The sequence below is a fragment of the Embleya sp. NPDC001921 genome (assembly GCF_053594475.1).
Window position 1 is genome coordinate 54,915 of sequence record NZ_JBSFEO010000013.1, and the last position, 20,720, is coordinate 75,634.

General features: G+C 71.7%; 19 protein-coding genes. 12 read left to right on the forward strand and 7 right to left on the reverse strand.

Annotated features, from left to right (window positions below; translation table 11 throughout):
- Nucleotides 1–16 precede the first annotated feature (16 nt).
- From ACWCPW_RS17425 to ACWCPW_RS17440, 4 genes are all read left to right on the forward strand, one after another.
- Nucleotides 17–1,450 (forward strand): chondroitinase-B domain-containing protein, encoded by a 1,434-nt coding sequence (locus tag ACWCPW_RS17425; RefSeq protein WP_449762423.1) that lies wholly within the window; start codon nucleotides 17–19, stop codon nucleotides 1,448–1,450.
- Nucleotides 1,451–1,482: 32 nt separating this feature from the next.
- Entirely contained in the window at nucleotides 1,483–2,910 is a 1,428-nt protein-coding gene (locus tag ACWCPW_RS17430; protein WP_449762424.1) for a chondroitinase-B domain-containing protein, read from the forward strand.
- Nucleotides 2,911–3,071: 161 nt separating this feature from the next.
- Nucleotides 3,072–3,932 carry a sugar phosphate isomerase/epimerase family protein gene (locus tag ACWCPW_RS17435; RefSeq protein ID WP_449762425.1) on the forward strand — a complete coding sequence of 287 codons (861 nt, stop codon included), beginning with the start codon at nucleotides 3,072–3,074 and terminating at the stop codon, nucleotides 3,930–3,932.
- A 65-nt stretch (nucleotides 3,933–3,997) separates the two neighbouring features.
- Nucleotides 3,998–4,645: an SGNH/GDSL hydrolase family protein gene (locus ACWCPW_RS17440; RefSeq protein WP_449762426.1), complete on the forward strand. Its 648-nt coding sequence runs from the start codon at nucleotides 3,998–4,000 to the stop codon at nucleotides 4,643–4,645.
- A gap of 44 nt (nucleotides 4,646–4,689) precedes the next feature.
- Here ACWCPW_RS17440 and ACWCPW_RS17445 read toward each other — a convergent pair whose 3' ends face one another.
- The 3 genes from ACWCPW_RS17445 to ACWCPW_RS17455 form a co-directional block, all read right to left on the reverse strand.
- Entirely contained in the window at nucleotides 4,690–5,739 is a 1,050-nt protein-coding gene (locus ACWCPW_RS17445; protein ID WP_449762427.1) for a LacI family DNA-binding transcriptional regulator, read from the reverse strand.
- 200 nt (nucleotides 5,740–5,939) lie between these two features.
- Nucleotides 5,940–7,268, reverse strand: coding sequence for a nickel pincer cofactor biosynthesis protein LarC (larC, locus tag ACWCPW_RS17450; RefSeq protein WP_449762428.1), 1,329 nt, complete (start codon nucleotides 7,266–7,268; stop codon nucleotides 5,940–5,942).
- Entirely contained in the window at nucleotides 7,265–8,494 is a 1,230-nt protein-coding gene (locus tag ACWCPW_RS17455; RefSeq protein WP_449762429.1) for a lactate racemase domain-containing protein, read from the reverse strand. The genes larC and ACWCPW_RS17455 overlap by 4 nt, the downstream gene beginning before the upstream one ends.
- A gap of 99 nt (nucleotides 8,495–8,593) precedes the next feature.
- On the opposite strand from ACWCPW_RS17455, the gene ACWCPW_RS17460 reads away from it, so the two are divergent.
- The 6 genes from ACWCPW_RS17460 (at nucleotide 8,594) to ACWCPW_RS17485 (ending at nucleotide 14,463) form a co-directional block, all read left to right on the forward strand.
- Nucleotides 8,594–8,779, forward strand: coding sequence for a hypothetical protein (locus tag ACWCPW_RS17460; protein WP_449762430.1), 186 nt, complete (start codon nucleotides 8,594–8,596; stop codon nucleotides 8,777–8,779).
- A complete protein-coding gene (locus ACWCPW_RS17465) occupies nucleotides 8,776–10,149 on the forward strand; it encodes a mannitol dehydrogenase family protein (RefSeq protein WP_449762431.1) in 1,374 nt (457 codons plus the stop codon). The genes ACWCPW_RS17460 and ACWCPW_RS17465 overlap by 4 nt, the downstream gene beginning before the upstream one ends.
- Before the next feature lie 85 nt (nucleotides 10,150–10,234).
- Nucleotides 10,235–11,080 carry an ATP-dependent sacrificial sulfur transferase LarE gene (gene larE / locus ACWCPW_RS17470; RefSeq protein ID WP_449762432.1) on the forward strand — a complete coding sequence of 282 codons (846 nt, stop codon included), beginning with the start codon at nucleotides 10,235–10,237 and terminating at the stop codon, nucleotides 11,078–11,080.
- Nucleotides 11,073–11,807 carry a nickel pincer cofactor biosynthesis protein LarB gene (gene larB / locus ACWCPW_RS17475; protein WP_449762433.1) on the forward strand — a complete coding sequence of 245 codons (735 nt, stop codon included), beginning with the start codon at nucleotides 11,073–11,075 and terminating at the stop codon, nucleotides 11,805–11,807. Before larE ends, larB begins: the two co-directional genes overlap by 8 nt.
- A 44-nt stretch (nucleotides 11,808–11,851) precedes the next feature.
- Nucleotides 11,852–13,255, forward strand: coding sequence for a glucuronate isomerase (gene uxaC, locus ACWCPW_RS17480; protein ID WP_449762434.1), 1,404 nt, complete (start codon nucleotides 11,852–11,854; stop codon nucleotides 13,253–13,255).
- Between the two features lie 362 nt (nucleotides 13,256–13,617).
- Nucleotides 13,618–14,463, forward strand: a complete 846-nt coding sequence (locus ACWCPW_RS17485; protein WP_449762435.1) for an alpha/beta fold hydrolase — start codon at nucleotides 13,618–13,620, stop codon at nucleotides 14,461–14,463.
- A gap of 290 nt (nucleotides 14,464–14,753) precedes the next feature.
- Here ACWCPW_RS17485 and ACWCPW_RS17490 read toward each other — a convergent pair whose 3' ends face one another.
- Both ACWCPW_RS17490 and ACWCPW_RS17495 read right to left on the reverse strand, forming a co-directional pair.
- Complete coding sequence (locus ACWCPW_RS17490) at nucleotides 14,754–15,707, reverse strand: leucine-rich repeat domain-containing protein (protein WP_449762548.1); 954 nt, start codon at nucleotides 15,705–15,707, stop codon at nucleotides 14,754–14,756.
- Nucleotides 15,708–15,969: 262 nt separating this feature from the next.
- Nucleotides 15,970–17,289, reverse strand: a complete 1,320-nt coding sequence (locus tag ACWCPW_RS17495) for a hypothetical protein (RefSeq protein WP_449762436.1) — start codon at nucleotides 17,287–17,289, stop codon at nucleotides 15,970–15,972.
- Between the two features lie 273 nt (nucleotides 17,290–17,562).
- Between ACWCPW_RS17495 and ACWCPW_RS17500 the strand changes: the two genes are divergently transcribed.
- Nucleotides 17,563–17,895, forward strand: a complete 333-nt coding sequence (locus ACWCPW_RS17500; protein WP_449762437.1) for a hypothetical protein — start codon at nucleotides 17,563–17,565, stop codon at nucleotides 17,893–17,895.
- Nucleotides 17,896–18,115: 220 nt separating this feature from the next.
- Here ACWCPW_RS17500 and ACWCPW_RS17505 read toward each other — a convergent pair whose 3' ends face one another.
- Together ACWCPW_RS17505 and ACWCPW_RS17510 are read right to left on the reverse strand one after the other, a co-directional pair.
- Nucleotides 18,116–18,307 carry a hypothetical protein gene (locus ACWCPW_RS17505; protein WP_449762438.1) on the reverse strand — a complete coding sequence of 64 codons (192 nt, stop codon included), beginning with the start codon at nucleotides 18,305–18,307 and terminating at the stop codon, nucleotides 18,116–18,118.
- Between the two features lie 543 nt (nucleotides 18,308–18,850).
- Nucleotides 18,851–19,258: a RidA family protein gene (locus ACWCPW_RS17510; RefSeq protein WP_449762439.1), complete on the reverse strand. Its 408-nt coding sequence runs from the start codon at nucleotides 19,256–19,258 to the stop codon at nucleotides 18,851–18,853.
- A gap of 80 nt (nucleotides 19,259–19,338) precedes the next feature.
- Here ACWCPW_RS17510 and ACWCPW_RS17515 point away from each other — a divergent pair, with 80 nt between their 5' ends.
- Nucleotides 19,339–19,974: a TetR/AcrR family transcriptional regulator gene (locus tag ACWCPW_RS17515; RefSeq protein ID WP_449762440.1), complete on the forward strand. Its 636-nt coding sequence runs from the start codon at nucleotides 19,339–19,341 to the stop codon at nucleotides 19,972–19,974.
- Nucleotides 19,975–20,720: the final 746 nt, after the last annotated feature.

Genomic DNA, 20,720 nt, shown 5'->3' on the forward strand with positions numbered 1-20,720 from the left:
TCCTCACGGAGGCACCATGCAACGCCGCACGTTCCTGATGGGTACCGCGGCAGGGGTGGCGCTGGCCGCCGCCCCCGTCGGCGGAGCGCTGACCGCGAGCGCGAGCGCGGCCCCCAGGGCCGTCCGCACACTGGACGAGCTGCAGGCCGCGATCGACCGGGCACGACCCGGCGACCGGATCGTGGTGGCCGACGGGACCTACACCGTCCCCTCGGACCGCCCGCTCACCATTCGGAACAAGCAGGGCAGCGGGCGCGCGCCCATCACCATCGCGGCCCGGACGCAGGGCGGCGTCATCCTGGAAGGCGAGCACAGCTTCGTCCTCGAAGCGTCGTGCCACATCACCCTCGGCGGCTTCTCCTTCCGGCAGCGCAACACCCTGGACATCCCCCCGGACTGCTCGCACATCAGGCTCACCCGCAACGACATCCACCTGGCCGACATCGAGGGTGTGCACTGGGTGATGGTGCGCGCGGACGACAGCACGGTCGACCACAACCACTTCCACGGCAAGAGCACCCTCGGCATCTACCTCGGCATCGAGGGCGCGAACACCGAGGAAATGGCCCAGCGCGTCCACGTGTACCGCAACTACTTCTCCGACCACACCTTCACCGGCTCCAACGGCGGCGAACCGATCCGGCTCGGCGTCAGCCCCCGCGCCCTGTCCAGCGCCCACGCGATCGTGGAGTACAACCTGTTCGAACGGGCCAACGGGGACCCCGAGGCGATCTCGGTGAAGAGTTCGGACAACACCATCCGGCACAACACCATCCGCAACAGTTTCGGCGGGATCGTACTGCGGCACGGCAACCGCAACCGGGTGGAGGCCAACCACTTCATCGACGGCACCGAAGGCGTGCGGATCTATGGCAACGACCATGTGATCGTCAACAACCACCTCTCCGGCCTGGCCGGGCGCGCCCTGGTGATCGGCAGCGGATCGGAGCGCGATCACCTGCCCGGCGAGACGCCCGAGGCGCGGCGCGGCAACGACGCCCCCGACCGCATCCTGATCGCCCACAACACCCTGGTGAACAACGGCGGCACGATCTCCGGGGAGAGCCACCGTCCGCACGAGCCGCGGGATGTCACCGTCGCCGACAACCTGTTCGTCGCGGACACGGGCGAACTGGTCGCGATGGCGAACACCGTGCGTTTCACCTGGTCGGGGAATCTCCTGTGGGGTGCCGCCGCGGACGGCAACATCCCCGCCGGCGGCGGTACCCGGGTCGACCCGAAGCTGGTGAAGGACCCGTACGGCATCGCCCGGCCGGCCGCCGGCAGCCCCGCGATCGACGCCGGCACGCCGCGCCGGCCGCGCATCACGCACGACATCGACGGACAGCCCCGCACCAGGACGCCGGACGTGGGCGCGCACGAATACTCCCGCCGGGCGCCGAGGCGCGGACCCCTGACCCCGGCCGACGTCGGTCCCCGGGCCGACTGAGCGCACCCGCCCACTTCGATCCAGGAGGCACCATGCAACGACGCACGTTCCTCAAAGGCTCCGCCGTGGCCGCACTCGCCGCAGCACCCCTCACCACCTCGCTGTCGGGCAGCGCGTCGGCGGCCGACATCCCGGTCGCCTCCCTCGCGGCGCTCCAGAGCGCGATCAACGGCGCCGCACCCGGTGACCGGATCGTCGTCGCCGACGGAACCTACACGGTCCCGTCGGGCGGCTCGATCAACATCTCCGGCAAGAACGGCACGAGCGCCGCGCCCATCACCATCGTGTCCAAGACGCGCGGCGGTGTGGTGCTGCGGGGCGCACGCGGCTTCGTGCTCGCCAATTCGAGCAACATCGTCATCAGCGGCTTCGCCTTCCGGCAGAGCACCACGCTCGAGGTCCCGACGAACTGCTCGGCGATCCGGTTGACCCGCAACGACTTCCAGTTCGCGGACAGCGGCGATCCGTACTGGGTCGTCGTCCGGGCGAACGACACGAAGATCGACCGGAACCATTTCCACAACAAGACCACCACGGGCATCTTCGTCGTCGTCGACGGCCCCGGCAAGACCGACATGGCGCAGAACGTGCAGATCTTCCGCAACCACTTCTCCGACCACAGCTTCACCGGGGACAACGGCGGCGAGCCCATCCGCTTCGGCGTCAGCGGCCGGGCCCTGGCCGACGCCGGCGGAAAGGTGGAGTACAACCTGTTCGAGCGCTGCGACGGCGACCCCGAGGCCATCTCGGTGAAGTCCTCGGGCAACACCATCCGGTACAACACCATCCGCGACAGCCGCGGCGGCATCGTGCTGCGGCACGGCAACGGTTCGACGGTGGAGGGCAACTACCTGATCGGCGGCATCGACGGGGTGCGGATCTACGGCAACGACCATGTGATCGTCAACAACTACCTCAGCGGGCTGTCCGGCCGGGCCCTGGTGGTCGGCAGCGGCAGCACCCGTGACCACACCCCGAGTGAGACGGAGACCCAGCGGCGGGGCAACGACGCCTGCGACCGCGCGGTGATCGCGCACAACTCCCTGATCAACAACGCCGGCATGCTGTCGGGCGAGACGCGGGCGTTCGAGCCGCAGGACGTGACCATCGCCGACAACCTGCTGGTCGGCGACTCCGGCAGCCTCGTCGCCATGGGAGCCACCACCGGCTTCACCTGGCAGAGCAACCTGCTGTGGGGGGCGGCCGCCAACGGCAACATCCCCGCCGGAAGCTTCATCCGGGCCGACCCCCGGCTCGGTCAGGGCGCGGACGGCGTTCTGCGGCTGACGGCGGGCAGCCCGGCGATCGGCGCGGCCACGCTGGGCGGCCTGGTCCTGGCCGACGACATCGACGGGGACCCGCGCGGCAGCGTACGGGACATCGGTGCCGACGAGTACGCGACCACGCCCGCACTCCGGCACCCCCTCACCGCCGCGGACGTGGGCCCGAACGCCCCCTGAGCGACCGCCGGTGACGGGGCACCGCACGTCCGACCGATCCATGCACCCGACCCCGCCGGTTCCTTCGACCCGGTCCGCCCGACCCCGTCCGGGCGGACCGCGTCGGACCCCCACGGGGCGATCGCAGACCATCCGCAGGCCGACCGCAGGAAGGCAGGGCCATGACCGAGGAGAGCACACGGGGCGCGGCGGACCGCCCCCCGCTCCGCCCGCCGGCCGGGTCGACGGACACAGCGGGGGGCGGGCGGACCCGGCTGGGCCTGTGCTCGGTCACCTTCCGCCGGCTGGCCGCCGCCGAGGTCGCGCGACGCGCGGCCGACGCGGGCCTGGAGGTGATCGAGTGGGGAGCGGACGTGCACGCGCCCGCGGGGGAGCCCGGCACGGTCCGCGCGGTCCGGGAGGTCTCCGACCGTTACGGGCTGGTCTGTTGCTCGTACGGTTCGTACTTTCGCGCCACCCCCGCCGAGTTGGCCGCGTTCCCCGCCGTCGCCCGGGCCGCCGTGCTGCTCGGGGCACCTCGGGTACGGGTCTGGGCGGGCGCGACCGGATCGCGGTCCGCCCTGCCGGACGAGCGGCACGAAACCGTGCGCTGCCTGCGGGAGGCGGCCCGGATCGCCGCGGACCACGGCCTGGAGCTCGCGCCGGAGTTCCACGGCCACACGCTCACCGACACCGTCGCCTCGACCGTCCGGCTGCTGGACGAGGTGGGCGCGGACAACGTCCGCACGTACTGGCAGCCGCCGCAGGACACCCCCGACGAGCAGGCGCTGGCAGGGCTCGTCGAACTCGGCGACCGGGTCACCGCCGTGCATGTCTTCTCGTGGTGGCCGGGCAACAACCGGCTGCCGCTGGCGGACCGCCGGGGCCTGTGGACCGCGGTCCTCGGCCTGCTCGCGGGCCGGGGTGTCGAGGCGCTCCTGGAGTTCGTCCCCGGCGACGACCCCGCGGTGCTGGCGCGCGAGGCCGAGACCCTCGGGCGCACCGCGGAACCGACCTCCTCGATCCGACGTGGTCGACTGTGATCCGGCGGGTCACGCGTGAGACGTCCCGTCGCCCGCCCACCCACCAAGACGCCAGGACGGCAGGCATGCATCTCGGGGACGACGACACGCTCGTGTTCATCGGCGACTCGATCACCGACGCGGGCCGCGACCGTGCGGACCCCGCATCGCTCGGTCGGGGATACGTCCACGAGATCGCGCGGACTCTGCGCGAGCGGGCGCACGACGGACCCGGCCCCAACGTCATCAACAGGGGGATCAACGGCCACCGCGTGTACGACCTGGAATCCCGCTGGAGCACCGACGTCATGGACCACCGGCCCACTGTCGTCACGGTCAAGATCGGCATCAACGACACCTGGCGACGCTACGACCGAAACCTCCCCAGTCCGGTCGACGAGTTCGAGGCGTGCCTGGACCGGCTGCTCGCGGCCACCGCGCGGAAGCTGTCCGCACGGCTGGTCGTCATCACCCCGTTCCTGCTTCCGGTCGGCCCGGACCAGGAACGCTGGTTCGAGGACCTGTCGCCGCGTACCGAGGCCGTCCTGCGGGCCGCCGCGCACAACGGAGCCCAGGTGGTTCGCGCGGACCTGGTGCTGCCCCGCGCGGCGCGGGACCGGGAGCCGCGGGAGCTGGCCCCCGACGGCGTCCATCCGAGCCCTCCGGGGCATCGGCTGATCGCCGACGCGTGGCTCGCCGAGGTCGCAGCCGCGGCCCCGGACGCGCGGCGGTAGCCGGAGGAAGCGGTGGCCGGCGAAGTCCGCGACCCCGTAGCGCTCTACGGGCTCGGACGCCGGGTGCGCCGAGCCTGTGCCGTCGAGTCACGGACGATGAGCTTCACCGGCAAGGTCATGGGCTTGCCGGTGCGCGGTGCCGGGTTGCCGCGCGAGGACAGCAGCGCCTCGACGGCGGCCCGTCCCTGGGCGCGCAGCGGGGCCGCGACGGTGGTCAGCCCGGGCCTGACGATGCGCGTCGGGAAGATGTCGTCGAAGCCGACCACGCTGACGTCCTCGGGAACTCGGACGCCGCGTGCCTGGAGAGCGAGCATGGCCCCGATCGCCAGTTGGTCGTTGTAGGCCACAAGGGCGGTCGGCAGGTCCCGGGGGAGCGCGTCGGCGGCTTCGCGACCGCCCGCGACCGTCGGCGCGAACGGGCCCACGCGCTGCACCCGCAGGTCCAGCCCGGTCGCCGCCTCGCGCAGGCTCCGCAAGCGCATTCCGTCCGCCCACGAGGCCTCCGGACCGGCCAGGTAGGTCACCGTGTGATGACCCAACCGCGCCAGATGCTCCGCGGTCACGAGCATGCCGTGCGGGTTGTCGAGGGTGATGCTGGGGACGTCGGCGACGTCGCGGTTGAGGACGACCACCGGTCGCTGCTTGGCGGTCATCCGGATGGCCGAGTCCGACAGTCGGGTACCCGCCAGTACGAGTCCCTCGACGGCGGGCAACGCCCGTTCCAGACTGGTGCGTTCCACCCGGTCGGACTCCTGGGCGTCGATCAGCAGGAGGACGAAGCCGGCCTCGGCGGCGGCGGACTCGGCTCCCCGGATGATCTCGGCGTAGAACGGGTTGGTCACGTCGGAAACCACCAGCGCGAGCATCGAGGTGCGGCCGGTGGGCAATCCCGACGCCAACGGATTGACGCGGTAGCCGAGCTCCGCGGCCACCCGTCGGATGCGTTCCGCGGTCGCCGCGTTGACCCGGCCCGGCCTGGCGAACGCCCGGGACACGGTGGACGCGGCCACCCCCGCGGCCCGGGCGACGTCGTAGATCGTCGGCGCCTTGCTCCCGCCGGTTGCGGCGGTCGGTGCGCCGTCACGCTCGCTCACCCGATCTCACTTCCGTGCTCTGGGAAAGCCGCAGGTCCGGGGCGGCGGCACCCGGTATCGGACGACGCCACGGCTGCCCATGAATGGTGGGAGGGAGCGCACTGTACTCCGTCGGACGCCTTCCCCACCGCGCGGCCGTCCGGGTCGACGACGATGACCGTAGCCCCGGAGCGGCCGTCGTCGCACGGCTACGCCGCCGGCTACCCGGCTGTCCGAACAGCGGTTGCTTCGCCGACGGGTGGGACAGGTGTCTGCGGCGCCGCGGGTTCGGGCGGGTTCGGCGCGAGCGTTTGCGGGGTGGGGCCGCCGGAGGTCAGGCCTGCCTGGTGGGCGGCGGTGGTGGTGGCGGCGAGGACGGTGTGGACGGGGAGGCCGAGACGGGCGGCGAGGGCGGCGGCGGGGGCGAACTCGGGGGTGGCCTGGAGGATTGTGCCGCCACGGTGGCCCACCTTGACGGGGAGGCGGCTGCCGAGGACGTCCACGTGGGCCCAGCCTCGGTGGAGTTCGGTCTTGCGGACCGGCCGTTCGCGTACACCCAGGGTGGTGGTGAGGCGGAAGACGGCGTCACGCAGGGGCTGGGCGCCTTGCGGTGGGCACAGGACGGAGAGCGTGTGCGCGGGGCGGCCCTTCTTCATGAGGATGGGGGTCAGCCAGGCGTCCGAGGCGCCGGCCGCCATCAGGGAGGCGAGGACGCTGGGCCATGCGCGCGGGTCCAGGTCGTCGATGTTGGTTTCCAGGACGACGGCTTCCGAGGCGTTGGAGGCGTCGAAGGCGTCGAAGGCGTCGACGGGGGAGTCGAGGGTCGTGGCGGGGGACGGGGTGCCGAGGAAGACGCGGGTGACGTTGGGGCGTCCGGGGGTGTCGCGGCTGCCGGCCCCGACGCCGGTTCGCTCCAGACGCAGGTGTGGCAGGGGGGAGCACTCGCGGGCCAGGGTGGTGAGCAGCGCCATGCCGGTGGGGGTGGCGAGTTCGCCTTCGCCGCCCGCGAACACCTGCCACTCGGCGGCGAGTTCGGCCACCGCGGGGGCGGGGACGGGAAGTTCGCCGTGGGCGGTGGAGACGCTGCCGGCGCCCAACGCCACGGGGCCTGCGGTCAGATCGGTCACGGCGAGGTCGTGAAGCGCGGCACAGACGCCGACGACGTCGGCGATGGAGTCCCAGGCACCCACCTCGTGGAAGTGCACCTCTTCCGTTGTGGTGCCGTGTACGTGTGCCTCGGCGACGGCGAGGCGGGCGAAGGCGGCGAGTGCCGACGCGCGGACCGGATCGGCCAGGGGCGCCTGCTCGATGAGGCGGCGTACGTCACGCCACGTTCGGTGGGCGTGGTCGTCGTCGCTCGGCGTCACATGGATCCGCGTCGCCCGCATCCCGGCGCGGGTGACCTGTGTCCGCACGAGGCGTACCTCGCCGGGGACCACGGCCTCCACCGCGGCACGCACGGTGCTCAACGCGGCGCCGCCGTCGACGAGGGCGGCGAGCAGCATGTCCCCGGCGATGCCGGCGGACGCGTCGACCCACGCGGCCCTCATGGGCGCAGCCGATGCAGGACCTCGCCGGCTTGCGGCACGACGAGTGTGTCCGGGTCGGTGGCGAGCGCCGCGAAGTCCACCGCGGAGGGGTCCAGATGGCCGAGGTTCGCCCCGCGGACGACGCCTTCGGGAATGCCGGTCGCGAGGGTGACGGTCAACCGGCAGCGCTCGCCGTGCTCTTCGTCGTACGTACCCGCGCCGCGCAGGTGTGTGGAGTGCGCCAGGACACCCCAGTGCAGGTGCTTGAAGCGGTCCCACTGCCTGGTGAAGTAGTCGCGGCAGTGGTAGCCGATCTCCTCGATCTCCGGGTGCATCGCGGAGATCGTCCGCACGTGCGGCGCGTACAGGACGACCTCGCCGCCGTCCGCGACGACCGGTTCGAGCTTGTAGAAGCCTTTCGCCGCGGTCCAGATGTCCTCGTACTTCTCCGGGATCACGGACACCACACGCCGCACGGGGGCGTCCAGGTAGCGGACGTGGACCTGCGCGGACACGTCGGCCGCCGCCGACCAGGCCGCCTTTGGGGTCCCGTAGGCCATCGAGTGCAGCGCCCCGGTGCCGGATTCGACCACCACGCACAACGCGCGCCTGCGGCTGGGGATCAGCGCGGCGGCCTCGTGGATCAGCGCGCGGACCGGGGTGATGCCGCGCGTCCCGATGATCTCCGCGCTGGTGATCAGTGCCCCGAGCCAGTGCGACAGGTCGATGATGTCGGCGCCCGCGACGCCGGGGAAGAAGTACTTGTCACCGCCGGAGAAGCCGACCACTTCGTGTGGGAAGACCGGGCCCACGACCAAGGCCACGTCGTGCTCCACGACGGCCCGGTTGAGGCGCACGTCGACCTCTTGGCGCAGCAGTCCACCGGACAACTCGGCCACGCGCTCGGCGCCGATCGTGCCGACCGAAACGAACGTGGACGGCTTCCACCACTCGTGGTTGAGGACGGTCATGCCCGGCAGCGGCGGGACATGGGCGGCCAATTCGGCCTCGCCCATCGGCGCGTGCGTACCCAACGCGACCAGCACCGTCAACCGGGAGACCCGGCCGTACAGCGCCTCGTGCACCGCGGCGAGCAGCAGCGGAAGCGGGCAACTGCGGGTGCCGTCGGGTACCACCAGGCATACGCTCCGGCCGTCGAGATCCTCGTCGGCCAGTTGCTCGGCGACGAAGGCTCGCACCCGGGCCTCGGGGAGGACGGCGTCCGGCCCACCGATCTGTGCTGTCATGGCGGCCAGAGGACCATGGCGTCCGACGCGGTGCAAGTGCCCAGGGCAACACATGGCAACCGGTTGCCGCGCCGAGCCGACGGCAACGAACATGCCGTCATGCCAAGCCTCCACTCCGACCGACTCCTGCCCGTCGACCCCGGTGTGCGGGCTCTCGCCCGGCGCCGCCACGAGACGGCGCGCGACCTGCCGACCCTGTCACCGCACCGGCTCGACCGGGACGAGGCGTGCGGGGCGGCGGCGGATTCGACGAGCGTCAACCCGCGAAAGGTCTCCGCACTGTGACCGCCCCACCCGCGACCCGGCCCTTGTCCCGCGCGGTCGACGGACGCCCCGCCGCGCCGGTGCGCATGCTCCACCTCGGCCTGGGCGGCTTCTTCCGAGCCCATCAGGCCTGGTACACCGAGCACGCCGGCGACGCCGACCGGTGGGGGATTGCGGCGTTCACCGGGCGCAGCACCGCGATCGCCGAGCGGCTGACCGCCCAGGACGGGCTCTACACCTTGGTCACCCGTGCTCCCGACCGCGACCGCTGCGAGGTGGTCGGTTCGCTCACCTCGGCGCACTCCGGCGGCGACCACGCCGCGTGGCTGGACCACTGGCGGCGGCCGGAACTCGCGGTGGTCACCCTCACGGTCACCGAGGCGGCGTACACCCGCACCCCCGGAGGCGGCCTGGATACCCGACGGGCCGATGTGAGTGCCGATATCGCCGCGCTCCGCGCCGACCCGAACGCCCCGGTAACCACCGTCGCCGCGCGGCTGCTGGCCGGGCTGGCCGCCAGGCGGCTCGCGGGCGGCGGCCCCGTGGCAGTCGTGCCGTGCGACAACCTGCCGGGAAACGGCGAGGTCACCGCACGGGTGATCGGCGAACTGGCGGACACGATCGGGCACCCCGGATGGCGCGAGGCGGCCGCGCACGCCTCGTACGTGGGCACCATGGTCGACCGGATCACCCCGTGGACCACCGCGGACGACGTGGCCGCCGTCCGGGACGCGACCGGGCGCCGCGACGAAGTCCCGGTCGTCACCGAGCCGTTCACCGAGTGGGTGCTCAGCGGCGAGTTTCCGGCCGGGCGCCCCCGCTGGGAGGACGCCGGCGCCCGCTTCGTCGCCGACGTCACGCCGTACGAGGAACGCAAACTGTCGCTGCTCAACGGCGCCCACTCGTTGTTGGCGTACGCGGCGCCGTTCCGCGGGCACGCCACCGTCGCCGAGGCCGTGGCCGATCCGGTCTGCCGGGTCTGGGTGCGCGAATGGTGGGGCGAGGCCTCGGCCCACCTGGACTTCCCGGAAACCGCGCTGACCGCCTACCGGGACGCGCTGACGGCCCGCTTCGCGAACCCGCGCATCCGGCACACCCTCGCCAAGATCGCCGAGGACGGAGCCCAGAAGATCCCGGTACGCGTGCTTCCGACGCTCTACGCCGAGCGCACGTCCGGGGCGATGCCGCCCGGCGCGCTCCGCGTCATCGCCGCGTGGCTGCTGCACCTGCTCGGAAGCAACGGGATCCCCGTCCGAGACGCCGCCGCCCCGGTCCTGACCGGATCACCGTCCGACGCCGCGCACGCCGTGCTGGCATTCCTCGATCCCGCCCTCGCCCGCGACACCGAACTGGTCGAGGCGCTCACCGCCCGCGCGTGGGAACTCGCCTGACCGAAGACGTCGTCATCGGCGTGGACGTCGGGAACCCGGGACACCCCCCCGGACCGACACGTATCAGCAGGAGGAGAAGCACGTCATGCTCCCGGGACTGTCCGACACCGACAGCGAGGCCGCCGACCGCGTCGGAACACTGCTCCACACGCCCGGGCGGCTCGGTGTGGCCTTCTCCGGGGGAGTGGACTCCTCCGTGCTGTTGGCCCTGGCCGTCCGAGCGCTGGGCGCCGACCGCGTGGTCGCGGTGCTCGGCATCTCGCCCAGCCTCGCCGCCGACGAGCGGACGGCAGCTTTGCGAGTGGCCGAGCAGATCGGTGCGCGCGTGGTCGAGGTCGCCACCCATGAGGGCGACCTGCCGGCCTACCGGGCCAACGGCCCCGACCGGTGCTTCCACTGCAAGGACGAGTTGTTCGCCCGCATTTCCGCGGAGGTGGTCCGGGCGCACGGTCTGACGGCCGTCGCCTACGGGGAGAACGCCGACGACGTGCTGCGCGCGGACCGTCCCGGCCGGAAGGCGGCCACGCGCCACCGCGTGTCGCGCCCGCTCGCCGACGCGGGCCTGGACAAGGCGGCGGTCCGCCGGATCGCCGCCGCGCTGGGCCTGCCCTGCGCGGACAAACCGGCCGCGCCGTGTCTTGCCTCGCGGATCCCGCACTTCAGCGAGGTCACACCGCAAAAGCTGGGACAGGTGGAGGCGGCGGAACGGGGCCTGCGGGGACTGGGCTTCAGCGACTGCCGGGTCCGCCACCACGGCGATGTCGCACGGATCGAGGTGCCCGTCGCCGAGATCGCGGCGCTCGCGGGCGACCTGCGCGAGGCGGCTCTGGCGGTGGTTCGTGCCGCCGGGTTCCGGATGGTCGCCGTCGATCTCGCCGGCATGCAATCGGGTGCCTTCACGCTTTCCCTGATCGGAGTCCGCCATGGCTGAATCGTTCGCCCGTCTCGACCACGAACGGATCGACCGCAGAGGATATCCGGAGGCGATCTTCTGCGAGGGGAAGACCCCGGACCAGGTGGGCGCGATCGCGGTCGAGCTGCGCGAGCGCGGCCGGGCGGTGGCCTTGTTCACCCGCGCCGGTCCCGAACACGCGCGCGCCGTCCTCGCCGAACTGCCCGACGCCCGTCACGAGTCGGACGCCCGGTTGCTGGTGTGGCCGCCCGAACCGCCCGCTCCGGAGGGAGGTCTCGTGGTCGTGTTGGCCGCGGGCACCTCCGACCTCCCGGTGGCGCTCGAGGCCGAACTGACCGCCCGCTATCTGGGCCGGCGCTGCGAGCTGGCCGTGGACGTGGGCGTCGCCGGACTCCACCGCGTGATCGGCATGCTCGACCTGCTGCGTTCCGCCCGGGTCGTGGTCGTCGCCGCGGGCATGGACGGCGCGCTGCCCAGCGTGGTGGCGGGGCTGGTCGCCGCGCCCGTCGTCGCGGTGCCGACCTCCGTCGGCTACGGCGCGGCCTTCGGCGGCCTGGCCCCGCTGCTGTCGATGCTCAACGCGTGCAGCCCCGGGGTCGCGGTCGTCAACATCGACAACGGCTTCGGGGCCGGGCACCTCGCCGCGCAGATCGCGGCGCCCCTCACGCCGGCGGCCGGCGCTTCGTCGTGGGGGACGGGCGGCGCTCCACAACACCCGCACGCAAGCTCTCGCGGCAACACATGACAACCGATTGCCGTGGCCCGCGGCTGCGGACAACCATGCGAAGTATGCCCTCCTCACTCCATCCCGACCGGCTCCTGCCCGTCGACGCACAAGCACGCGCCGTCGCCCGCCGTCTCTACGAAGCGGTCCGCGACCTGCCGATCCTGTCGCCGCACGGTCATGTGGACCCTCAATTGCTGGTCGACGACCAGCCGTTCAGCGATCCGGCGAGCCTGCTGATCTCCTCCGACCACTACGTCACCCGCCTGCTGCACGCCTGCGGTGTCCCGCTGGACGAACTCGGAGTGGGGCGGGGACCACTGACCGAACAGCAGGGCCGCCGGGCGTGGCGCGCGATGTGTGAGCACTGGACCGCCTTCCGAGGGACCCCTGTCCGCTACTGGATGGAGGCGGAACTCGTCGAGATCTTCGGCGTGAGCGAGCGGCCCGCCGCGGCCACGGCCGACCGGATCTACGATCGGATCGCCGCGCGGCTGGCCGATCCGGCCTTCCACCCGCGGGCACTGTTCCGCCGCTTCGGCATCGAGGTGCTGGCCACCACCGACGACCCCGCGGACGATCTGGCCGCTCACCGGGCACTGGCCGCCGACCCCGAGTGGACCGCGCGGGTCCTGCCCACCTTCCGACCCGACCGCTACCTGGAACCCGGTCAGGGGTGGGGGGAGGCCGTGACGCGCCTGGGCGAGGCCGCGGATATCGACACCTCGGACTACGACGGCTACATCCGGGCGTTGGAAGACCGACGACGCCACTTCATCGCGCACGGCGCCACCTCCGCCGACCACAGCCACCCGGACGTGGGCACCGAACCGCTGACCCACCGCGAGGCCGCCCGCATCCACCGGGCCGCCTTGCGCGGGACGGCGAGCGAAGCCGAGGGCGTCGCCTTCCGTCGACACATGCTGCTCGAGATGGCCCGCATGTCCTGCGACGACGGCCTCGTGATGACGCTGCACCCGTCCGTGCGCCGCAACCATCACGCGCCCACCCACCACCGGTACGGCCCCGACACCGGCCACGACATCCCGCTGCGCGCCGAGTTCACCGACGCCCTGCGTCCGCTCCTGCAAAGGTACGGAACCGCCGAAGGATTCCACCTGATCCTGTTCACCCTCGACGAGACCGTCTTCACCAGGGAGATCGCTCCGCTGGCCGGGTTCTACCCCTCGGTCTACGCGGGCGCCCCGTGGTGGTTCCTCGACGCCCCCGACGCCATCCGCCGGTTCCGTCGCGCGGTCACCGAGACGGCGGGATTCTCCCGGACGTCCGGCTTCGTCGACGACACCCGGGCCTTCTGCTCCATCCCCGCCCGACACGACATGTCGCGGCGGCTGGACTGCGGCTATCTCGCCGAACTGGTCGCCGAGCACCGGCTCGACGAGGACGAGGCGATGGAGACGGCCGTGGATCTGGTCACGGTCAACCCGCGCAAGGCGTTCAAGCTGTGATCACCGCCTCGACCCGCACCCTCCAGGGGCCTCCGGCGCCGATTCGTGGCCAGTCGTGGCCTCAAGGCCGGGAATCGCCCGGCCGGCAGCTTCAGGGCACAGATGCCGACCCGCGCGATGTCGCCCGTGTCGATCGCCATGGTTCACGGAGAAGGCGAAGCCGTCGGGCGCGGTGAACCGCCTCATCTGCGCGTGGGTCGCTCCACGAGCAGATGAGCCGGGTGGCGTCGCCGACCTCGACGACGCCCCGCGCCGCCTCGGTGGCACGCGCCGCGCCGCCGCGTGACGCTCCGGGTCGAGAGCGGGCTTCGCGACGACTTTTGTACAAGACCGCCTGCCGGGCCGCCACGCATCATCCCCGCATGAGGGAGAACAACGGCGTTGAGTACGACGCGCATGGGATGCATGTGGTCCACGACGGCCCGCGGCAGTCGCCGCCGCTGCTGCTCATCCATGGATCGGGGGCCGCGGGAGCCTCATGGGGTCCGCTGGTTCCGGCACTCGCCCGCCTGCACCACGTCGTCCGGGTCGACCTTCCCGGGTGCGGCCAGTCCCCGCCCGCGGCGTCCTACGACGTGCCCGTGCAGGCCGGCCGGGTGGCGGCGCTGCTCGACGACCTCGGTCTCGGTTCGGTCACCGTGGTCGGGCACTCCAGCGGCGGCTACGTCGCCACCGCGCTCGCGGAGCAACGCCCCGACCTGGTGGGGTCGCTCGCGCTGATCAGCACCGGCCCGAGTCTCGACGCGCTCCTTCCGCAACCGGCCATCCTCAGGGTCATGCTGGCCCCGCCCTTCGGCCCGCTCCTGTGGTCGCGTCGTTCGGACGCGATGATCCGCAAAGGCGTCAACGCGACGGCCGCGCGCCCCGTGGACATCCCGGACGACATGGTCGCCGAGCTGCGCGGCACCACGTACCGCGCGTTCAGGGCGGTGATGCGCCGGAATCGCGCGTACATCGCCGAGCGGAGCGTGCCCGAGCGCCTCGCCGCCCTCGAGGTTGCCGTGCTGGTGGTGTTCGGCACCGCCGACCCTCGCTGGGACCCGTCGTCGGCGCACCGGTACGCCGCGGTCGCGAACGCGCGGGTCGAACTGCTGCCGGGCATCGGGCACCTACCTCCGTGCGAGGCGCCCGAGGCGACCGCGGAACTGCTGTCGGAATTCGCCGCGAGGAGCGCCGACACCCCGCCCGCCGGGCCCCCACAGGCATAGGCCGGACGGCGTGTGGCCACGACCGGGGCACCGCACGATCGCCCGGTCGGGAATTCGGCTACGGTCATCCGGGGTTGCGGGGCGCCCCGCACGGCACGCAACTGGGGCGGCGGGAACTTCGGCGACGGAGCGAACGGATCGAGTTGCCCGCGTCGTTGCCGCGTGCGCCGGGCCGGGGGCGAGTGGCCGGCACCGGCATCTTGAGCGGTGCGTTCGGCTGCGGCGCGCGGGCGCCCGACACCCCCACGCCGGCTGCGGCGCGCGCGCCCGACACCCCCGCGCCGGCCGCGTCACTCGTGCGGCGGAGGGACGTTCAGTGTCGTGGTGGCCCGAAGGGGTAGGCCGGGGTCGTCGATGTCGCGCCGACTCAAGCGGAGCTCTCGCAGGCGTGGCAGGCCGCGCACGGCCGGGTCCACGGTGCGTACCAGGCTCCAGCTGAGGTCGAGGTGCTCCAAGCCGGCGAGGCGGGTCGTCTCCGGCGGGAGTTCTCGCACATCGCATGTGCTGAGATCCAGGTACCGGAGCCGGGTCATGCGCCCGATGGAAGGCGGAATGTCGGTGAGGCCGCTCAAGGGGAGGATCAGTGTTTCGAGCGCGGTCAGGTCCCACAGGTCGGCGGGTGGGGCGGACCACAGCCCGTCGTCGTCGCTGAGGATGCCGTCGCCGAGGTCGAGGTGGCGTAGCGCGCGGAGGTTCCCGATGCCCTGCGGTAGTTCGTCGACCTGGCAGTGCGGTATGACCAGTTCGCGCAGCTCACCGAGTTCCCACAGTGCTGCCGGGATTCCGCCGGTTTCCAGTGAATTGCCGTTCAGTACCAGGCGGCGCAGGGACACGAGTCGGCCGAGCTCCGCCGGGATGGCCTCGAGCGGCGCGGATTGGGCCTGCAGGACTTCCAGTCGGCGGAGCCCGCCGATCGCGACGGGTAGTTCAGCGAGTTCGTCGCTGGTGATGGTCAGCTCGCGCAGCCGTGCAAGCAGGCCGATCTCCGGCGGCAGGGCGGTGATCGGTGCGGAGATCTCCAAACTCTCCAGCCGGGTCAGCCGCGCGATCTCGGCGGGAATCTCGTGGAGGTAGTCGGCATGGACGGCAAGGCCGCGCAGCCGCCGCAAGCGCCACAGCTCGTCCGGTAGCGCGGGCAGGTCACATTCGCTGACGCGGACGACCTCGATATCCGGGTCGGTGCGGGACAGTTCGGTCGCGACCCTGTCATACGCCCGCTGCTGCCAATCTCCCCATCCCACCATGCCCACAGTAGGGATCATGCGCGGTTGCACGTCAAGCTGACGGACGGGCCCGTCGCATCGGTGGCTCCCGTCCGGCGGAACCGCGTGGTGGTTCTTGGCTGGACGAGGTGACGCAGGGACGCCCGGGTCGCTGCCCGACTCCCACCATGCAGCCGACTCGCCCGCGTCCGGACCGCTTCGAGCCGGCCGCCGACCGCCCACCGACCTGCTCTCCAACGGGCGATTCCGAGTGCCCGCCCCGGTCCTCGTGGGTGCGGGGCGTTCAGTCGGTGTCGAGGTCGTGGGGCGCGTATACGGCGGCGACCGCGTTGCCGAGTGCTCCGTTGAGGAGGTGGGCGCGGCCCATGCGTGAGGCGTAGCCGATGACGCGTCCGCGCAGGACCGGCACCTTCAGGTCACGGAAGTATCGGCCTTCGTGGGTGTCCACGTGTGCGGGGACGACGCGTTCCTGGACGAGCCATCCGCGTCGGGCCGGGTCCCGGAGGGGGTCGGACCAGGTCCGTGCGTCGGTGTCGATGCCCAGGTGGACGGCCTGCCCGCGGTATCCGTAAGGGGCCTTGAGTACCAGATCGCGGCGCCCGGCGACGGCCTCGGCGGGGGAGACGCCGCCCAGCTTGCGGCTCCGGGGCACGAGCGCGTCGCAGGCCGCGTGCTGCGCGGGCGTGAACAGGTACCGAAACCGCGGGTCCGACAGGACGGCCAGAGACAGTTTGTTCTCCGCCACCCACCGGGCGCCCAGGGGGTTGGGCGCCACCAGGTCGCCCGCGGACAACCGTTCGCACAACGCCGCCCACCGCTCGACCTCGGCGGCGGCGACGGTGGGGACGTACTTGGGATAGGCCGGCGCGAACCCCGCCGAGGCGGCGGCGTCGGCGGCGTCCACGGGTATCAACTCGCCACCGCTCGCGGTGAATTGCGCCGTGAGCGCGTCGACCTCGAACCGGGACCGTCGCACGCCCCGCACGAGGGCGACACGTCGCGCGTCCGCGTCCGAGACCCCCCGTTCGCGGCCGTACGCGAACAGCCAGTCGGCGAACCACGTCGGACCCTCCACGGGAGCGCAAGGCGTGCCCCACTCGGCCAACAACGCGCCCACCGGCGACCGCCGCCACTCCCGGTTGACGATGCCCGCGACCACCGCACCCCCGGGACTGCTCGGGTTGAATTCCGATACGCGCACCGAGTCCAGGTCCGTGCCGAGCAGGTCCAATCGACAAAAGTCCACCCGGAGCCGCTCCCGACGCCCGCCGCGCAGGACCCACCGCCGCAACACGTGGGGAACCTCCAGGTAGTCCCGCAACCCGTCGTCGTTCGGATAGCACTCGACCACCCGCTCCAGGCACCCCACCACCGCCGACACCCGGCGTCGCAACACCGGCTCCGCCGCCCGGTCCAGCATCGACACCACCGGCAGCAACGCGCCCGGCAGCAGAGCCCGTTCGGCCACCACCCGCGCATCCACCCCCGCGAACGCCGCACGCACCAGCCCCGCCCGCGATCCCGACCACCCCGGCGCGCCGGGCACGGCGGCCAGGTCCCGCTCGGGGTCCCACAGGGGTGTCGATCCCGCCGCATCATCCATCCACCGACGTCAACGGCCCCGCACACGCCCGACAACGGCCCGTCGGCCCGGGCGAGTTGCCGGTCGGCGCCGGCACTCGAAGCCCTCCGCGGGAACTCCACCACGGGCAACCCGCGCACCCATCGATCTGTTGGTGTTCCACAGGCGTACGGCGCCTGCACTGAAGCCACGCCCCCGCGTTGAGGACGGCGTCCTCGCCCCCCAACAAACCCGAAGACGACCTCCCGGCCTTTCAGTACTCTCCATCCGACCATCCGACAGAAGGAGGAGATCATGGCACTGGCCAAGAAGGGCTCGCGGCGAATCACCGTCGACGGCGTCGAGTACCGATGGTGTCTGCGGCGACGCCCCACCTGGGAGCAGGACATGTGCCACTCGCCCGCCACGTATGCGGTCGAGTGTGCGGCCACTCCCGGCACGACGCTGCTGGTCACCACCAACCTGCGCCACCCCAGCAGCGTCTGGGGCCGTGAGTCCCCCGGCTCCGTCCTGCCTTCCGACGTCGCCGCCAACATCCGCCTGGCCCGCTCCGGCGGCTGGGCTCCCGAGAGTCCCGGCTCGCCGTTCCATCTCGACCAGTCGGCGGGCTTCGAAACTCCCTACTGACTTCTCCGACCGAAGTACTCCAACGACCGAGAGATCGGTGGCGAGTTCACTCTCGATGCGCACGGATTCCGACGAACGTGGTGAAGCCGACTGGCCCCGGCATCAGGGCGAACCGTTGTCGGCCCCGCGAACGCGGGGTTTGCTGCCGTGCTGTTCGCTCGATGACCTCGGCTTGATACCGGAGCCGTCAAAACTCCCATGCGGTGCGACAACGGCTGGATCAGCCATAGTTGTAGAAGTCGTCCTGTTCGCGAAATGCCTCGGAGTTGTGGTCGTCGACGCACCGTGCGCAGGTGGCCCTGGTCGGATCGTGACAGATCGCGCTGTTGTCGGTGATGATCGCGCCGCACATCGCCTCGGTGTACTCCGGTTTGATCTTGCGCGGCAGATGGCGCAGAGGCGCTATGTTCACAAGGACTCCTCGACCGCCCGGATAACAGATGCCCCCCGCGCGACGGTCCTGCGCGCACCGAGCGTACACGACGCCGGGCCCGTTGAGTCCGTGTACCTCGCCAAGATCACGCAGTGGCCGCGTGGCGGTTCGTCGGCCCCGCGGACGCGGGGATGCTACCGAGTTCTACGGTGGGGTTTCGGGTCACCGCTGTTGTTCCCGGGGACCGGATGGGCAGCGCCACCATCGATCGCACACCCAACATGCGCTGGCGCGAGCGGGCCCGGGCGCGTGGGTGGTCCTCCGCCGGAGACCTCGCCGAGCACCTGGACCATCAGGCACAGCGTCTGGGCATGAACGTCGTCCGCGACGAACGCACCGCGCGACGCCGGCTGTCGGGACACGGCCGTTGGCCCCGGCGTGTTCACCGCATCTCCTGGTCGCGCGGGTGCAGGGCCATGGAGATCATGCGGTCGCCGGCGACGGTGGCCCCGCCGATGGTCTTGCCATGTTTGCGGGCGGATTCTGGTCAGCCTCAGAGCCTCCCTGTTCGCAGTGCTACGGCTATTCGATGACCGCGGTGGCTTCGACCTCGACCAGGAGGTCCGGTTCCCCCAGCGCCGCGACGCCCAGCAGGGTGATCGGCTTGACCGGATCGATGCCCAGTTTCGCTGCCGCCCGGCCCACGCCCTCACCCAGCAACGGCATCTTCTCGGGACTCCAGTCCACGACGTAGACGGTCAACTTCGCCACGTCGTCGAAGGAGCCGCCGACCGCGGCCAGAGCGGTGCCGATGTTGAGGTAGCACTGCTCGACCTGAGCGGCGAAGTCCCCCTGACCCACGGGCCGGCCGTCAGCGTCGCGGGCGACCTGTCCCGCGAGGAACACCAGCTTCGATCCGGTGGCGACCGACAGTTGTCGGTAGACCTCGGGCTTCGGCAATCCTTCGGGATTGAGCAGCGTCACAGACATGAACGGCCTCTTCCTCGTGGCAGGTGGAGCGGCAAGATCGGCATCCATCAAAGCATAGCGATGCTATGTATTGTGGGGCCATGGCAAGGACGAAAGATCCAGCGGTCCGCTCCCTGCTCCTTAAACGGGCCGCACAGATGCTGCGGACGAGGCAACCGGTCACACTGCGCACCCTGGTCGCCGGAACCGGCGTATCAACGATGGCCGTCTACACCTACTTCGGCGGTATGGACGGCCTGTGGAAGGCACTGCGACAAGAAGGCTTCACCCGCCTGGCCACCCGACTTGCAGCCGTCGAGACGTCAGCGGACCCAGTGAGAGATCTAGCCGCCCTGGGTGGTGCCTACCTGGCCAACGCCCTGGAAAACCCCGACCTCTACCGCGTCATGTTCGACGCGGGCTTCGACCTCGAAGACGCCGGTGCCGCGGACGAGACCCTGCACCGTCTCGTCCACGCCATCGAGCGGGCCAAGGCGAGTGGCCGCTTCCGCGACGAGGTCGATCCGCTGGAACTGGCAACACAGAGCTGGGCCATCGGCCACGGACTCGCATCCCTCGTCGCCACAGGCCCCCTGCCGCACCAGACCCTTGCGCACGGCGCACCCATGCTGACCGCGCTGTTCGCCGGCGCAGGAGACGAACCCGCCCGATGCCGCCGGTCGGTTGAGCACGGCTGGGGCCAGCCGGCCGGCCCCAGCCCGGCCCAACTGTTGTGATCGAAGAGACAGGCTCCAGGCGACGGGGCGACGGGGCGACGGGGCGACGGGGCGATCGGGCGTCCGGGCTGCTCGGGACGGGGTTCGAGGCCTCGCGCGCGTGTACGCGCGCGAGGCGTGGTCCTACAAGTCTCACAACCCGACCGGCCCGGGGGCGGCATGGCGTGTGCGGCGCTCCGGTTTTCGTCACAGGCTGCGGGCGGGAGGAGCGTCCTCGCCGTGCGGGGTACGGACCGGTGGGATGTCCTGAAGGCATGGACGAGCATGCGATCGTGACCCTGACCCACCGCGTGATGGTGGCGACCGGCCTGGAACAAGACCGCCGCCGAGCAGCTCGTGCGTCAGGTGTGGGAGGCGGGTGTCGCCGGGGGCACGCGACGGATGGCCGCCGATCTCGCCGCCGCGCACCGCGAGATCGCCGAACTGCGCTCCGTGGCAGGCCTCGACTGAGCCGCGATTCCCGCCGGCGACCGGGTCGGTGCGTACACGAGGCAAGCGTCCGGTGACGCAAGCAGCCGCCGTGCGCGGTCGGGGTTCACCGGGATGCGCGGGGGTTCGGTTCGCGCGCCGTCGCGCGGTCGGGAAGCCCACGACGGCCCGCGGAACCGGGCGGCGTCCCGACTGCACCTGCCGGACGGTCGGGATGCCACCTCAACGGACGTTACCGAACAAGTTGCAGAAAACTATCTATTTTTACGTTTTCGACAGGCGTGTCGGCGTCGCTCGACGCACCGCTCTCGGGCCAA